Origin of the sequence: Bacillus sp. RC252, assembly GCF_044909215.1 — a bacterium.
Taxonomy (GTDB): domain Bacteria; phylum Bacillota; class Bacilli; order Bacillales; family Bacillaceae_G; genus Bacillus_A; species Bacillus_A mycoides.
The window spans coordinates 25,311-40,238 of record NZ_JBIYDV010000004.1; the positions used below are offsets into that span (position 1 = coordinate 25,311).

17 protein-coding genes are annotated in these 14,928 nt (G+C 33.8%); 16 read left to right on the forward strand and 1 reads right to left on the reverse strand.

Features of this window, described 5'->3' with window-relative positions:
* Positions 1 to 563 precede the first annotated feature (563 nt).
* The 14 genes from ABH960_RS07000 to ABH960_RS07065 all read left to right on the forward strand — a co-directional run bounded on the left by ABH960_RS07000 (position 564) and on the right by ABH960_RS07065 (position 13,119).
* Entirely contained in the window at positions 564 to 1,169 is a 606-nt protein-coding gene (locus tag ABH960_RS07000; RefSeq protein ID WP_404443876.1) for a sugar transferase, read from the forward strand.
* Positions 1,156 to 2,133 carry an ATP-grasp domain-containing protein gene (locus ABH960_RS07005; RefSeq protein WP_002165241.1) on the forward strand — a complete coding sequence of 326 codons (978 nt, stop codon included), beginning with the start codon at positions 1,156 to 1,158 and terminating at the stop codon, positions 2,131 to 2,133. The genes ABH960_RS07000 and ABH960_RS07005 overlap by 14 nt, the downstream gene beginning before the upstream one ends.
* 1 nt (position 2,134) lies before the next feature.
* Positions 2,135 to 2,830: an HAD family hydrolase gene (locus ABH960_RS07010; RefSeq protein WP_016120646.1), complete on the forward strand. Its 696-nt coding sequence runs from the start codon at positions 2,135 to 2,137 to the stop codon at positions 2,828 to 2,830.
* A gap of 30 nt (positions 2,831 to 2,860) precedes the next feature.
* Positions 2,861 to 4,024: an aminotransferase class I/II-fold pyridoxal phosphate-dependent enzyme gene (locus ABH960_RS07015; protein WP_404443880.1), complete on the forward strand. Its 1,164-nt coding sequence runs from the start codon at positions 2,861 to 2,863 to the stop codon at positions 4,022 to 4,024.
* 292 nt (positions 4,025 to 4,316) lie between these two features.
* On the forward strand, positions 4,317 to 6,254 hold the full coding sequence (locus ABH960_RS07020; RefSeq protein ID WP_404443883.1) for a lasso peptide isopeptide bond-forming cyclase: 1,938 nt from the start codon (positions 4,317 to 4,319) through the stop codon (positions 6,252 to 6,254).
* A 15-nt stretch (positions 6,255 to 6,269) separates the two neighbouring features.
* A complete protein-coding gene (locus tag ABH960_RS07025; RefSeq protein WP_000712620.1) occupies positions 6,270 to 6,395 on the forward strand; it encodes a paeninodin family lasso peptide in 126 nt (41 codons plus the stop codon).
* Between the two features lie 81 nt (positions 6,396 to 6,476).
* On the forward strand, positions 6,477 to 7,448 hold the full coding sequence (locus tag ABH960_RS07030; RefSeq protein ID WP_404443886.1) for an aldolase: 972 nt from the start codon (positions 6,477 to 6,479) through the stop codon (positions 7,446 to 7,448).
* Entirely contained in the window at positions 7,411 to 7,719 is a 309-nt protein-coding gene (locus ABH960_RS07035; protein WP_404443889.1) for a lasso peptide biosynthesis PqqD family chaperone, read from the forward strand. Before ABH960_RS07030 ends, ABH960_RS07035 begins: the two co-directional genes overlap by 38 nt.
* A 36-nt stretch (positions 7,720 to 7,755) precedes the next feature.
* A complete protein-coding gene (locus ABH960_RS07040; RefSeq protein WP_404444318.1) occupies positions 7,756 to 8,229 on the forward strand; it encodes a lasso peptide biosynthesis B2 protein in 474 nt (157 codons plus the stop codon).
* 1 nt (position 8,230) lies between these two features.
* Positions 8,231 to 9,418 (forward strand): nucleotidyltransferase domain-containing protein, encoded by a 1,188-nt coding sequence (locus ABH960_RS07045; protein ID WP_404443892.1) that lies wholly within the window; start codon positions 8,231 to 8,233, stop codon positions 9,416 to 9,418.
* Positions 9,419 to 9,429: 11 nt separating this feature from the next.
* Positions 9,430 to 11,229, forward strand: coding sequence for an ABC transporter ATP-binding protein (locus ABH960_RS07050; RefSeq protein WP_002128582.1), 1,800 nt, complete (start codon positions 9,430 to 9,432; stop codon positions 11,227 to 11,229).
* Positions 11,230 to 11,456: 227 nt separating this feature from the next.
* Positions 11,457 to 11,780, forward strand: coding sequence for a PadR family transcriptional regulator (locus ABH960_RS07055; protein ID WP_002066545.1), 324 nt, complete (start codon positions 11,457 to 11,459; stop codon positions 11,778 to 11,780).
* Entirely contained in the window at positions 11,773 to 12,315 is a 543-nt protein-coding gene (locus ABH960_RS07060) for a DUF1700 domain-containing protein (protein WP_404443897.1), read from the forward strand. The genes ABH960_RS07055 and ABH960_RS07060 overlap by 8 nt, the downstream gene beginning before the upstream one ends.
* A complete protein-coding gene (locus ABH960_RS07065) occupies positions 12,316 to 13,119 on the forward strand; it encodes a DUF4097 family beta strand repeat-containing protein (RefSeq protein WP_404443900.1) in 804 nt (267 codons plus the stop codon).
* A gap of 103 nt (positions 13,120 to 13,222) precedes the next feature.
* On the opposite strand, the gene lexA is transcribed toward ABH960_RS07065, so the two are convergent.
* Complete coding sequence (gene lexA / locus ABH960_RS07070; RefSeq protein ID WP_002087894.1) at positions 13,223 to 13,837, reverse strand: transcriptional repressor LexA; 615 nt, start codon at positions 13,835 to 13,837, stop codon at positions 13,223 to 13,225.
* A gap of 141 nt (positions 13,838 to 13,978) precedes the next feature.
* Between lexA and ABH960_RS07075 the strand changes: the two genes are divergently transcribed.
* Together ABH960_RS07075 and ABH960_RS07080 are read left to right on the forward strand one after the other, a co-directional pair.
* Positions 13,979 to 14,635 carry a YneB family resolvase-like protein gene (locus ABH960_RS07075; RefSeq protein ID WP_002014433.1) on the forward strand — a complete coding sequence of 219 codons (657 nt, stop codon included), beginning with the start codon at positions 13,979 to 13,981 and terminating at the stop codon, positions 14,633 to 14,635.
* Between the two features lie 45 nt (positions 14,636 to 14,680).
* On the forward strand, positions 14,681 to 14,920 hold the full coding sequence (locus ABH960_RS07080) for a DUF896 domain-containing protein (RefSeq protein ID WP_002014431.1): 240 nt from the start codon (positions 14,681 to 14,683) through the stop codon (positions 14,918 to 14,920).
* Positions 14,921 to 14,928: the final 8 nt, after the last annotated feature.

The following is a 14,928-nucleotide window of genomic DNA, read 5'->3' on the forward strand; positions in this document are numbered from 1 at the left end:
AGAGTGGCTCTTAATAAATATGTCCATAAAGTATTATATAATGGTACATGGAAGGATTTTGTCCAATGTAATTATTCGAAATAGTCTAATTCCTAATAGATAATAGGTTTATTGACTTTTAGTTACTACTATAGAATAGAGAAAAGCTATTATGTTTTTTATAAACATAATAGCTTTTTATTATTACGTTAACTGCATACTAAAAAATAGTGTGTAGGAGAATTTTTAAATAATAAATGGATTTTTTAATATACTACTAAGCGTTGTTTATAAAACTGTGTTTGTGAATATATTTTTTGAGATTTTTACAGTGTGTAATAGTCTCTTGGATAAGCATTTGGAAAAATATATTTTGCACCTATGTGTATTGCTTTCTTCTACTTATTAAGTTTTAAAGCTGTGTACTATAGAAAATGTTTGCAGGTGATAAGTAAAGAGAAATTGAATACAATTCTTTAATTACAACTTAAGAATACTTGATTTCAATCCGTAATGAATACTTTGTAGATTATTTAACTTTGGAAAAGCATTTGTAATAATTTAAGATGGGGGAATGATTGGTAATGAAGAGAATGTTTGATATCTTTATTTCTTTATTATTATTAATTTGCTTTTTTTTCGTTATTCTTTTAGTAGCAATTATAGTTAAAACTCAGATAGGATCACCCATTTTATTTAGACAACAACGTCCAGGGTTACATGGAAAATCTTTTTATCTTTATAAATTTCGTACGATGACCAATGAGCGAAATCGTAATGGGGAGCTGTTACAAGATCACGCTAGATTAACTAAAGTTGGAAAATTTCTTAGAAAATATAGTTTAGACGAATTACCACAATTAATAAATGTGCTAAAAGGTCAATTAAGTTTGGTGGGCCCCCGCCCATTATTAATAGAATATATGCCTTTATATTCGAAAGAGCAAGCTAAAAGGCATAATGTAAGACCCGGAATCACTGGATGGGCTCAAGTTAATGGAAGAAATAGTATCTCATGGGATGAGAAATTTAAATTAGATGTATGGTATGTTGAGAATCAAAGTTTTCTTTTAGATTTGAAAATTTTATATCTAACTTTTAGTAAGGTTTTAAAGTCGGAAGGGATAACAAATAATAAGCATGTGACTATGCCAGTTTTTAAGGGGGGAATCGAGCATGGGGGGGAATAAAATGAATATTTTGTTTACTAGTTCTGGTAGGAGGGTCACCTTAATTAAAAAATTTAAGGAAGTACTTAAACAAGAAGGAATCAAAGGAAAAATCTTTACTGCAGACTTAAAAGAAACTGCTCCTACCATTTACTTTAGCGATAAGCATTTTATTGTTCCGCGTGTAAATGAAGAGGGATATATAAATGAATTATTAAAAATATGTAAATCTGAAATGATAAATCTAATAATTCCGTTAATTGATACGGAATTAACCCTTATGGCTAATAATTCGAAGGTTTTCGAGGGTATTGGTGTAAAAGTATTAGTTTCTAGTATGGAATTAAATAAGATTGCTAATAACAAAAAATACACATATAACTTTTTTGCATCTAATAATATACCAACACCTAGAGTATATAGTGATGAAGAGATTGGAAGAAAAGAATATCAATTTCCACTATTAATTAAACCTTATGATGGCAGTTCTAGTAAAGGTGTAACAAAAATAATGAATGAAAAGGAATTGGAATTTTTTAAGGATTATATACCTAACGCTATGATACAAGAGTATGTTTCAGGAGAAGAATACACTATAGATGTCATGGTAGATTTCTGTGGGAATATAAAAACAATCGTTCCTAGATTGCGTATAGAGACACGAGCAGGTGAGGTAAGTAAAGGTATGACCAAGAAGGATTTTGATATCATCCAAGCAGCAGAAACTGTAATAAAAGCTCTTCCTAATCCTATTGGGTGTATTACTTTACAATGTTTTAAAAAGGAGGATGGACAAATTACGTTTATTGAAATAAACCCTCGTTTTGGAGGAGGAATACCACTATCAATAGAAGCAGGAGCGAATTTTCCACTTTGGACAATTAAAATGTGTCAGGGGGAAGTCTTTATAGATAAGGACTTTAATTGGAGAGAAAATTTAACAATGCTTAGATATGATGAAGCGGTTTTTATGGAGAGTATTTAAGATGATGATTAAAGCAATTGTTTTTGATATGGATGATACTTTATATAAAGAGAAAGATTATGTTGTAAGTGGTTTGAAAGCAGTGGATGATTGGATTAAAGAGAAGTATAAGAAAACCGGATTTTATAATATTGCAATTCAATTATTCGATTCGGGGGAAAGAAGGTTCGTGTTTAATGAAACACTAGAAAAGTTAAACATTCCTTACGATGAAAAATTGATTAGTAATTTGATAGAACAGTATAGGTTTCATAAACCAGATATTCAATTGTTGGATGAAGCGGATTGGGTACTAAATAATTTAGTTAATACCGTTAAAATAGGACTTATTTCAGACGGATATTTAGTTGCCCAAGAAAAGAAAATTAATGCATTAAAGTTAAAAGAGAGATTTCATTCGATAATTCTCACTGATGAGCTGGGAAAAGAATATTGGAAGCCGAGCCAAATTCCTTATGAAAAGATAAGTAAGGAACTACAGGTGCCTCATCAGCAATGTGTCTATATAGGAGATAATTTAAGTAAGGATTTTATAACAGCCAAGAAATTGAAATGGTTAACGATCCATATTAATAGAGAAGGTGGAATTCACCATAATCTTATAGTTGAGCAAGCTTATAAAGCACATTATACAATTGATAATTTAAGGAGATTATCTGATATATCTGTATTAAAGCATATGTTTTTAGATACATAGTATTTAAATATGTATAAAGGATGTGTTTACATGCACACAGTTCAGCATAAAAAGCGAATTTACCTTTCCTCTCCGCACATGAGTAGGAATGAACAAAAATATATTCAAAATGCATTTGATACAAACTGGATTGCCCCTCTTGGCCCAAATGTTGATGGATTTGAAAGAGAACTTGCATCTTTTGTAGGAGTGAAAGGTGGGGCTGCAGTTAGTTCAGGTACGGCTGCTATTCATTTAGCTTTGCGATTATTAGATGTCCAAAAGGGAGATACAGTGTTTTGTTCAAGTTTTACTTTTGTAGCGAGTGCGAATCCGATTGTTTATTTGGGAGCTGAACCAGTATTTATTGACTCAGAACCGGAAACATGGAATATGTCACCGAATGCATTGGCACATGCATTGTATGAAGCTAATAAAGTGGGGAAATTACCAAAGGCTATCATTCTTGTTCATTTATATGGTCAGAGTGCTAAACTAGATGAAATTCTTTCACTTTGTAATCAATATAATGTTCCTATAGTTGAGGATGCAGCAGAATCTCTTGGATCTACATATAAAAGAAAAGCAAGCGGTACATTTGGGAGGTTTGGGGTTTATTCATTTAACGGAAATAAAATCATTACAACTTCAGGTGGTGGAATGCTAGTTTCTAATGATGTAGAAGCATTAGAAAGAGCGAGGTTTTTAGCGACACAAGCAAAGGATCCAGCTCCACATTATGAGCATAGTGAGATAGGATATAATTATCGAATGAGTAATATTTTAGCTGGTATTGGTAGAGGACAATTAGAAGTGTTAGAAGATAGGGTGAGAGCTAGAAGATTTATATATAAACGGTATTATGAAGCGCTATCTCACATGCCAGGATTTTATTTTATGCCTGAATTAGAAAATACTCGCTCTAATCGTTGGCTTACTACATTGACAATTGATGAAAAGGAATCCGGGATCTCTATTGGGAAATTGTTGAGAACTTTAGCAGAAGAGAATATTGAAGCGCGTCCTATGTGGAAGCCACTTCATATGCAGTCGCTCTTTAAAGAGAAGAAGTATTATCCGCATAGTAAAAATGAAGATGTGTCGCATTCCTTATTTCAAAGTGGAATTTGTTTGCCTTCAGGATCTAATATGTTAGCTGAAGATCAACAAAGGGTAATTCAAAGCATTTTAAAAGCAGTAGAATGGAAGAATTAAAAGAAAAGTAAGTAAAATTGGAATTAGATTTGTATATGTACCACTATCTGTTCTTTATAGTGAATTCTAAAGGGGATTGTTTGGGAACATTCAGTTTCAATTGATATAAAAAAGAGATGATTATAGGTTTTAAATATTTATATCTTGGTCTGTAAGTAAATTAAAGCATGTAATTGAGAAAGTAATAAAACAAATAACTTTGTTCGTTAAAAAGAATGATAAAGGGGTATGTTTAACGAATTTAATATATAAATAGTATTTGTAGTGACTTTCCATATATTAGGAGGAAGAAATGAGCGCTATAACTGGTATTATTCACTTTACTAATGAACCTGTATCAATTGAACATGGCACACGATTAATGAGTGATTTACAAAAGTACCCTGCTGATGATATTCAAATATGGCACAAAGAAAATGCTTTCCTAGGATGTCACGCACAATGGATTACGCCAGAGTCAGTTGGTGAACAATTACCCTTCTATAATTATGAAAAGCAACTGGCAATTACAGCAGATGCTATTATTGATAATCGTCATGAGTTATTTAAAAAATTACAAGTAGATTATGCGGATAGAAAGAATATGACAGATAGTGAATTAATTTTACTTTCTTATCAAAAATGGGGGGAAGCGGCTCCAAAATATTTGGTAGGCGATTTTGCCTTTATGATTTGGGATGAGAAAAAACAAATTCTTTTTGGAGCTAGAGATTTTTCGGGAAGCCGGACACTTTATTTTTATCGTGGTGAGAAAAAGTTTGCTTTTTGTACTATTATAAATCCGTTATTTTCTCTACCATATGTTGAGAAGAAATTAAATAAGCAGTGGATTGCTGAATTTTTAGCTATACCTGTAAATTTCGAATCAGTAGATCCACAGTTAACAGTTTATAAATATATAGAACAGGTGCCTCCATCCCACACTATTTTGGTAAAGGAAGGCAAAGTAAAGTTTTCGCGATACTATACACCAACTGCTGGGAAAATGCTTAATTTAAAATCAAATGAAGAGTATGAAGAGGCGTTTCGAGAGGTGTATCAAAGTGCAGTGAAGGCACGTTTACGAACACATCACCAAGTAGGAGCTCATTTGAGCGGAGGGCTAGACTCAGGGTCTGTCGTTAGCTTCGCTGCAAAGGATTTACGTGCTGAAAATAAAAAGTTACATACGTTTAGTTATGTCCCTGTAACAGGATTTGAAGATTGGACACACAAAGGTAGAATTGCTGATGAAAGGCCATTTATTCAATCAACTGTAGAGCATGTAGGGAATATACAGGATTATTATTTAGAATTGCCAGAGAGAAGCCCACTATCGGAAATTGATGATTGGTTGGAAACGATGGAGATGCCATATAAATTTTTTGAGAATACTTTTTGGTTGAGTGGAGTTTATGAAAAAGCATCTCAGCATGGAATAGGAGTACTCCTTAGTGGTCAAAGGGGTAATTGGACAGTATCATGGGGGCCTATTTTTGATTACCAGGCAATGTTGTTGAAAAAGCTACATTGGATTCGTTTTTATCGTGAACTATATTTGTATAGTAAAAATATAGGAGTGAAAAAATCACGTGTTTTTGAAGTGGTAAGAAGAAAGGCTTTTCCGTTTTTGTATCAGTTACTTTCTTCAGAGGAACAAGATGTTTTCCCCACAATAATCAATCCGGAATTTGCTAAAAAAATGAATGTTTTTGATAGACTCAAAGAACAGGGCGTTGATATAACAGGTACTTCTATCGCAAATGCATATGACATGAAAAGAGAACAGTTTGAAAAACCCTATTATTGGAGCATAAATGGAACGTATGAAACGAAATTGTCGTTACGCTATGCTTTATGGGATCGTGATCCTACAAATGACTTACGGATTATTCAATTTTGTTCGTCAGTCCCGGAAGAACAGTATGTTCAAAATGGTTTAGATCGATCCCTTATCCGGAGAGCAACAAAAAAATTACTCCCTGATAAAGTACGATTAAATCAGTGTATTCGAGGTGTTCAAGGTGCAGATGGTGTTTACCGTATGGCTCCTTTTTGGAATGAATTCATTGAAGAAGTTGAAGAACTTAGTGTAGATCCAGTAATTTCTGAATTTCTAAATGTAGAGGTAATTAAGAAAGCTATCTCAAAAATTTGTAAAGAACCTCGACCAGAATATGCATTTGATTTAGATTTTAGAGTTTTAATGCGCAGCTTAATATTCTATCGATTTATAAAAAAATTAATATGAAAGGAGGTGATACGTATGAAAAAGGAATGGAAACAACCTGTATTGGAAGTACTTAATATTAATATGACTATGGCGGGACCTGGGCATAAACTTCCTGATGCTGTTCAACCTGATCCAGATGATGCGGTGAAGTATAGTTAAATCATTAGAAAAATAAAGCTCTTATATAGTTTATCTTATATATAAGAGCTTTCAAAAAATTGACAATGTGGGGTGAATAGGATGATTGATTCGATGGGAAATGTGTTATACAAAGCCTTCGGGTTAAAGATAGTAAGTGAAATTCCATTACCTGAATTGTCTCAGCTGAATGAAAAGAAAGAGATGGCAGATATTCAAATAGAAATGACTGATCTATCTGAACGATGGAGTGGATATAACGAAGAGCAGCAAAGAACAATTGTAGTGGAAGATGATGTAGTTATGTTTCATGTTCCTCAAACTGCAATATTTTCTGTCCAAGCGGGTGAGAAAATCATTTTTTCACCTATGCCAGAGGCTGAAGAAAATAAAATACGACTATATATCCTTGGAACTTGCATGGGAGCACTATTAATGCAACGCAAAGTACTTCCATTGCACGGAAGTGTGATTGCTATAGATGGGAAAGCATATGCTTTAATTGGTGATTCAGGGGCTGGAAAATCAACTTTAGCCTCGGCTTTTTTGAGTAAAGGATATCAGTTTTTAAGTGATGATATAGTTGCTGTGACTCTTTTATGTAAGAATACCCCAATAGTTCATCCGTCTTATCCACAACAAAAATTATGGCAAGAGAGTTTAGATGAGTTTGGAATGGAAATAACGCAATATAGCCCTTTGTTTGAAAGGGAAACGAAGTATGCTGTTCCTGTGAATTCTCAATTCTTTCCTGATCCATTACCTCTTGCTGGTGTTATTGAATTAGTAAAAGCACAGGGAGAAGATATCGAGATGACCCGTATAGAAGGGCTTGCACGCTTGTATAAATTATACCGCCATACTTTTAGGAGTTCTTTGATTTCTAAATTAGGATTGATGGAATGGCATTTTGAAACGTCATCTGATATTGCAAGCGGAATGGAAATGTTTCAATTAAGTCGCCCGACTTCAAGATTTACAGCTCATGAGCTTGTGCAAATTATTTTAAATACTATACAGAAAGGGAGTATGGTTGATGGTTGTTCATTCGAGAAAAATATCATTAGAACATAACGTTGTCCAAAGTAAAGGTAATATAGTAAGCGATATGGATGGAGAAAAAGTTATGTTAAATGTCCAAAAAGGAAATTACTATAACTTGGGTGAAATAGGCGGAGAAATATGGGAGCTTATTGAAAATCCAGTAATAATTAATCAGCTTGTTACTATGCTAGTATCTAACTATGATATTGAACGAAAAGATTGTGAAGAGCAAGTTCTTTCCTTTTTAGAGTGTTTGTTTCAAGAAGGGTTAATTCAAATAAAAGATCAGCCTAATAGATAGATTCGTAATTTCAAAAGAACTGTTAGGAAGGGATTAATAAATATTGTGAAAAGGTTAAGGATGTTTTTATCACTAAACATGAAAACAAAGCTCTTATTTTTAGAGGCTTTTATTTTTTTAGGATGGGCACGTGTACTAAAAAATATTACATTTTCCAAAGTTGCACCTTCTTTAGGGAATTACATGAGTGAAACCTCAAGTACTCATATTCAACCGCACGGAGATACGCTAAAAAAGGTGTCCGAAGCAATTTCTATTATGAGTCGTTATACTTTTTGGGAAAGTCAATGTCTCGTTAAAGCTATAGCTGGGATGAAAATGCTTGAAAAACGTCACATTGAGAGTACTCTTTATTTAGGAATGGCTAAGGATAATAGTGGGGAACTAATTGCACATGCATGGTTACGTAGCGGTTCTTTTTATGTTACTGGATCGGAAGGAATGGAGAAATTCACTGTCGTTGGATCATTTGCAAAGAGGCTAAGTGAGAACACTATTAAAGGAGAGTAAAATGGAGAAAGATTTTGGTCTTAATGTAGAGTTCATGTCTAAGGAATTGAAACTTCTTTTTGCAATTTTGAAGTTACAAGATGACGAAACAATGCAAACTTACAGTAATGAATGGTTTTCGGATATTGATTGGGAAGTATTTCTTGAGCAAGCCGTGCATCATCGCGTTTATCCGGTGATATATCAAAAACTTAAACAGGTGGACAAGGAGCTGATTCCTTCACATATTGTACAAACCTTGACTAGAAAATATAAAAGAAATACATTTCAAATGCTTTATTTAAGTGCTGAAATGGAACGAATAAATAAATTATGTAATGAAAATGAGATTCGTACGATTTTTCTAAAAGGGCCTGTACTATCTCAGGACTTATATGGAGATCTTTCTTTACGAACATCCTGTGATTTGGACGTTCTCATCCCTATTCAAAATTTAGAAAAAGCAGAAAAACTACTTTTAGAGCAAGGGTATGTGAAAGATGATTATATTCAAACGATATTAAGTGATTGGAAATGGAGGCATCACCATATAACATTTTTCCACCCAACAAGGCGGATCAAACTTGAAATTCATTGGAGATTAAATCCCGGACCGGGTAAGGAACCTGGGTTTGAAGAGCTTTGGAAGCGAAAGAGAAAAAGTACACTTACGAGTAATTCGGTATATATGTTAGGGAAGGAAGACTTATTTTTATTTCTTGTATCTCATGGTGCCAGACATGGTTGGTCCAGGCTACGTTGGTTAGTAGACATAAAAAAAATTGTCGATCAAGATCTTAATTGGAGTGAGATTCATAAATTAATGAGAAAATATCAAATGCTTCATTTAGGAGGACAAGCGTTAATTTTGGCATCTCAATTGCTAGGTGTACGACTAGATGAAAGAATGATGGAATTAGTAACTAAAAAACATTCAAAGCAGTTAGCGCAAGAAGCGTTGTTTTATTTCAAGCAAATGATAAACTTGCATACCGATCCTGTTCCTGAAGAAGTACTTGCTTATCATAGTAGGCATTTATTTTCACTGATGTCTAATCAGCAAAAAATTTTATTTATTATGAGCCAACTCTATCCTTATCCGATTGATGCAAAAACATTGCCGTTACCTAAATTCCTTCATTTTTTATATTTTCCTTTACGTCCGTTTCTATGTCTTTGGAGGAAAACAAAGAAGCTTGCTTTGTCATAGGGGGAACATCGATGAATCATATTATATATTTTATGAAGAAATTATATTCTTCTGCAGGGAAAATTCTGTATGTGAATTTGTTTGGTATGGTTTTAATAAGTTTACTTGAAGGGATAGGTATTATTTTATTAATTCCTATGATAAGTATGGCTGGAATAATTAATATAGGTGAGGAGACTGCTTTTATTGCACCTGTTTATAGATTTTTGCAGGATTTCCCTAAAACAACAAGCCTAATTTCTATTTTAGGTATATATATACTAATAGTGTTAGGGCAAAATCTATTACAACGAAACATAACGCTAAGGGATGCGAGAACGCAACAAGCTTTTGTACGAGAATTAAGAATAGAAACATATAGTATGATTCTAAAAGCGAAGTGGAGTTTTTTTTTAGAGAAAAGGAAAACAAATCTAATAAATATATTAACTACAGAATTAGCTCGCGTAAGTTATGGGGTTAATTTAATTTTACAATTGTTAGCTGTTATTCTGTTTACATTCATACAGGTGGGGCTTGCGTTTTTATTATCTCCCCAAATAACTATATTTGTTTTGGTCTTTGGCTTATTATTCTTAGTAGCTTCTCGTGCTTTTATAAAAAAAGCACGAATACTAGGCGGTAAGACCTCGAAATTAGCACAAGACTATCTTTCTGGTATAACAGATCATTTTAATGGAATTAAAGATATAAAGAGTAATACTTTGGAAGCATCACGTTTAGATTGGTTACAATCTATAACAGAAAAGATGAGTAATGAACAAATGGAGTATATGAGAATAAGGTCGAACTCTCAATTGTTTTATAAAGTTTCAATGGCTATTTTAATTGCATTTTTTATATTATTATCAGTAAGTATATTTAAAGCTCAACCCACCCAATTACTATTAATCATACTCATCTTTTCGAGACTATGGCCACGATTTATGACAATTCAGTCAAATTTAGAACAGCTTGCTGCAAGCATTCCTGCTTTTAAGTCATTATGGGACTTACAAGGGGAATGTAATGAAGCAATTGAAATGCAGGATATACATCAGCAAAAACATATAAAGCCGATTTGTATAGAGCAGGGTATTGAATGTAAGGGTATTTATTTTCGATATAATAAGAAGGAGCATTTGTATGCACTTCAAAATATTAATGTGAAAATACCAATCAATAGTATGACGGCTATTGTGGGACATTCGGGAGCTGGGAAGAGCACATTAATCGATGTTTTAATGGGATTGATTCAGCCAGAGAAAGGTCAAGTATTAATAGATGGAACTCCTCTTACAAGTGAAAATTTATTGTCATTGAGACGGGCTATTAGTTATGTGCCACAAGATCCTTTTTTATTTAATGCAAGCATAAGAGAAAATTTATTGATGATTGAGCCGAATGCGAGTGAAGAACAAATTTGGACTGCATTAGATTTTGCGGCGGCAGCTGAATTTGTACGAATGCTTCCAAAAGGGCTTGATACTCTCATTGGAGATCGTGGAGTGAGACTTTCAGGTGGTGAACGTCAACGACTTGTACTAGCTCGAGCTATTTTAAGACAACCATCCATTTTAGTATTAGATGAAGCTACGAGTGCATTAGATACTGAAAATGAAGTAAAAATTCAATCAGCAATAGAAAGGTTGAAAGGAACGATGACTATTGTTGTTATTGCGCATCGGTTATCTACGATCCGCAATGCAGATCAAGTTATTGTTTTAGGAAAAGGTGAGATTGTTCAAAAAGGTGAATTTAATCAATTGGCTAAAGAGAGAAAAGGTGTATTTCGAAATTTATTAGGGTCACAAATGGAAGTGGGTTCATAGAGGAGAAAGATTGAATGAAATCTTGTATTATTGTAATTCGAGTTGAATGATAGCCCGGATAATGGTCAGTTACAAAAGGTCTTATTCGGGCTTTTATATTTGTGTTTTCTAAATTTAGGGAATAAATATAATTCAGTACCTTGCAATAAACAATACTAAGTGGTATATTATGGATAAAATAGCTACCGTTTATTGAACAGTACTAAAATGAGAAAGGGGGATTGTCCTTGAACGTTCAGTTTAAAAAAGGTGTGTTAGAACTGTGTGTATTGGCACTTGTAAAACGTAAGGATTGTTATGGATATGAACTTGTTCAGCAAATCTCTAATAAATTTTTAATATCGGAAGGTTCTGTATATCCGTTATTACGTCGTTTAACGAAAGAGGGATATTTTCAAACGTATTTAAAAGAATCCACGGAAGGACCGCCCCGTAAATATTATCAACTAACAGAGCAAGGAGAGATGCAACTTACTTTATTAGTAACAGAGTGGCGTGATTTTGCTAAAGGTGTTCAAGAAATTATTGAAGGGGTGGAATGGGATGAGTAAAGAACGGTTTCTTAAAGAATTATCAAGTCATCTTAGAAAGTTACCAGAAGAAGAGCGACAAGATATTTTATTTGATTATGAAGAGCACTTTCAGTTTGGGATGGAAGAGGGGAAAACTGAATCAGAAATAATAAAGGGACTTGGCTCTCCGAAAGTAATTGCGAAAGACTTGCTTGCTTTGTATCGCTTTGATGAGATGAAAAAGGATCCATCGACTTCGAATATAACAAGAGCTGTCATGGCAGCGGTTGGACTTAGTTTGTTTAATTTTATTATTGTGTTAGGCCCGTTAGTTGCAATTATAGCTTTTATATTTTCCTTTTGGGTCGGTGGGATTGCTAGTGTAGTGACACCATTTTTCGTTATTGTAAAAGTATTTATGGGCACTTTTATATGGTTGGATCTTTTCGTTAGTATAACGTTTGTCGGAGTAGGTTTGTTGTTATGTATTGTAGCTTATTATAGTACGAAGTGGTTTAAAAGATTATGTGTACGCTATGTAGTCTGGAACTTCAAAATGATAAAAGGGGAGTAGATGATGAAAAAGATATTATTAGTAGCTATCGCTTGTATCATTATTGGAGTAATAGGGATTTCACAAACATATGAAAAAGCAGTACAAACTGCAGAAAAAGGAGATAAAGAGGACGTAATTAAAAACGAAACGCTAAAAAATGTAGAAGTTAAGTTAGATGCTGGAGATATTGTTGTCCAAAAATCTCCTGATTCCTCTTTTTATGTAAAGCAAAAAGGAGACGTAAGTAAACAGGAGATTCGTATTGCTGAAGATGGTGATACATTAAAAATCATAGGGGAAATAGAAAAAGGTTTTTCATTTGATTTTTCATTTTACAATTTCGGATTTCAAACGCCTACATTGACTATATTAGTACCTGAACGTTCTTATCAAGAGATAAAAGTAAATTCATCCGCTGGACAAATAGAAATAAGTAATGTGAAAAGTGACCGCGTAAGTGTTGAAACACTCGCCGGAGAAGTGGATTTGAAACATGTAACAGCAAAGAGTGTGGAGGGGTCTACAAAAGCTGGTGAGGTGAATTTTAAAAAAGTAACAGGGAAAGTAACAGCAAAAACGGCTAGTGGGGATATAGATATTATTGATCATGATTCTAAATATGATTTAGAGGTAAGTTCAACTGCTGGAGATGTAGATATTACTTTATTGGAAAAACCACAAGATGCAGTTATAACTGGGCAAACTGCTGCTGGAGACGTGACAATTTTTAATGAAGACAATAAAAATATAACGATTGGTAGTGGTAGTAAAAAGATTAGCGGTAAAACCGCTGCTGGAGATGTTACTATTGAAACGCGTTAATAATTAATGAAACGCATTCTTTTGAATGAACGGAAATCTATCAAAATATAAAAAGAAGATAATTACCTATATAAATAAGGGAATTATCTTCTTTTTATTATTTTTAATGTAAATCACGATATACGCCAATTACTTTTCCAATAACTGACACTTGTTTTAAAATAATAGGTTCTAGTGAAGAGTTTTCCGGTTGTAGACGGAAATGATCTTTTTCTTTATAGAAACGTTTAACAGTTGCTTCGTTATCTTCTGTTAAAGCAACTACAATTTCACCGTTGTATGCAGACTGTTGTTGGCGAACAACAACTAAATCACCATCAAAGATACCGGCTTCAATCATGCTATCTCCAGAAATGCGTAACATAAACACTTGATCTGCTCCAGCAACGATACTAGCTGGAAGTGGGAAGTGATCTTCTACACTTTCGACTGCTGTAATCGGTAAACCGGCAGTAACTTTTCCGATGATTGGAACTTGAATAACAGATTGTGTTTCCGTTCGGTTGTCACCTAAAATTTCAATTGCGCGTGGTTTTGTTGGATCGCGTCGAATATATCCCTTTTCTTCTAGTCGTGATAAATGTCCGTGCACTGTAGAACTAGAAGCAAGGCCGACTGCTTGACCGATTTCACGTACGGAAGGTGGATATCCTTTTTCTTGTACTTTTAGCTTAATAAAGTCGAGAATGTCTTGCTGGCGTTTCGTTAACTTTTCCATGTTTTCTAACACCTCGTTTTCTTTCATTTTTCTTATTATTAAGTATAACATGCGAAAAAACATTCTACAAACATAAGTTCGAACGAAAGGCAAATTTATGATACACTATAAGGAAAATATAGTGAGAAAGAAGGGTTCAAAATGAATGCAATTATTTATGCACGTGTGAGCACAACAAAAGAAGAACAGGAAACATCATTATTGCGTCAAAAAGATGAATTATTGCATTTAGCTGAGCGCTATCAAATGGATGTTACAAAGGTAATTGAGGAGCAGGCTAGCGGTTATACAATTGAACGTGATGGCATATTAGAAGTGCTAGATACAATTCGAGATGAACAAGTTGATGTACTACTTATACAAGATGAAACGCGTCTTGGTAGAGGAAATGCAAAGATTGCATTAATGCATTGTTTACATAAAGAGGGGATAAAAGTTTATACGCACACGCATAGTGGTGAATTACAGCTTTCAGATTCTGATTCGATGGTGCTAAATATAATTGGGATCGTTGAAGAGTATCAAAGAAAGATCCACAATTTAAAAATTAAACGTGGCATGCAAAGAGCAGTGGAGAAAGGATTTCGTCCAGAAAATAATTTGAAAAATCGTCATTTAAGCGTAGGACGTGAGAAAAAAGAAGTGCCAATTGAGGAAATTGTACGTTTGCGCCGGAATGAATTAACTTTTGAAGAAATTGCAGCAACACTTCGTGGTTTTGGTCATGATGTTTCAAAAGCAACTGTACATCGAAGGTATGTAGAATATACAAAGCAATTGCTTGATAAAGAGGAATAACTATTGTATGATAATAATCAGTTTTGAGTAGAAGGGGGATTCGAGATGCCAAGTCAAGAACTCATTGAACGCATTAACTTCTTAGCGAAAAAAGCAAAAGCTGAAGGCTTAACTGAAGAAGAACAACGTGAGCGCCAATCGCTTCGTGAACAATATTTAAAAGGATTTCGTCAAAATATGTTAAACGAATTAAAAGGAATTAAAGTCGTTAACGAAGAAGGAACGGACGTTACACCGGCGAAATTAAAAGCTTTAAAAAAGCAGGATAATGCAAAATTAAATTAAAAGATGGG

Excerpts from the sequence above, each read along its gene's own strand:
- ABH960_RS07045 (WP_404443892.1), top strand. The coding sequence starts at position 8,231 with ATGGAGAAAGATTTTGGTCTTAATGTAGAGTTCATGTCTAAGGAATTG.
- ABH960_RS07050 (WP_002128582.1), top strand. The coding sequence starts at position 9,430 with ATGAATCATATTATATATTTTATGAAGAAATTATATTCTTCTGCAGGG.
- ABH960_RS07000 (WP_404443876.1), top strand. The coding sequence starts at position 564 with ATGAAGAGAATGTTTGATATCTTTATTTCTTTATTATTATTAATTTGC.
- ABH960_RS07010 (WP_016120646.1), top strand. The coding sequence starts at position 2,135 with ATGATGATTAAAGCAATTGTTTTTGATATGGATGATACTTTATATAAA.
- lexA (WP_002087894.1), bottom strand. The coding sequence starts at position 13,837 with ATGGAAAAGTTAACGAAACGCCAGCAAGACATTCTCGACTTTATTAAG.
- ABH960_RS07005 (WP_002165241.1), top strand. The coding sequence starts at position 1,156 with ATGGGGGGGAATAAAATGAATATTTTGTTTACTAGTTCTGGTAGGAGG.
- ABH960_RS07020 (WP_404443883.1), top strand. The coding sequence starts at position 4,317 with ATGAGCGCTATAACTGGTATTATTCACTTTACTAATGAACCTGTATCA.
- ABH960_RS07080 (WP_002014431.1), top strand. The coding sequence starts at position 14,681 with ATGCCAAGTCAAGAACTCATTGAACGCATTAACTTCTTAGCGAAAAAA.
- ABH960_RS07065 (WP_404443900.1), top strand. The coding sequence starts at position 12,316 with ATGATGAAAAAGATATTATTAGTAGCTATCGCTTGTATCATTATTGGA.
- ABH960_RS07075 (WP_002014433.1), top strand. The coding sequence starts at position 13,979 with ATGAATGCAATTATTTATGCACGTGTGAGCACAACAAAAGAAGAACAG.
- ABH960_RS07030 (WP_404443886.1), top strand. The coding sequence starts at position 6,477 with ATGATTGATTCGATGGGAAATGTGTTATACAAAGCCTTCGGGTTAAAG.
- ABH960_RS07025 (WP_000712620.1), top strand. The coding sequence starts at position 6,270 with ATGAAAAAGGAATGGAAACAACCTGTATTGGAAGTACTTAATATTAAT.
- ABH960_RS07060 (WP_404443897.1), top strand. The coding sequence starts at position 11,773 with ATGAGTAAAGAACGGTTTCTTAAAGAATTATCAAGTCATCTTAGAAAG.
- ABH960_RS07035 (WP_404443889.1), top strand. The coding sequence starts at position 7,411 with ATGGTTGTTCATTCGAGAAAAATATCATTAGAACATAACGTTGTCCAA.
- ABH960_RS07015 (WP_404443880.1), top strand. The coding sequence starts at position 2,861 with ATGCACACAGTTCAGCATAAAAAGCGAATTTACCTTTCCTCTCCGCAC.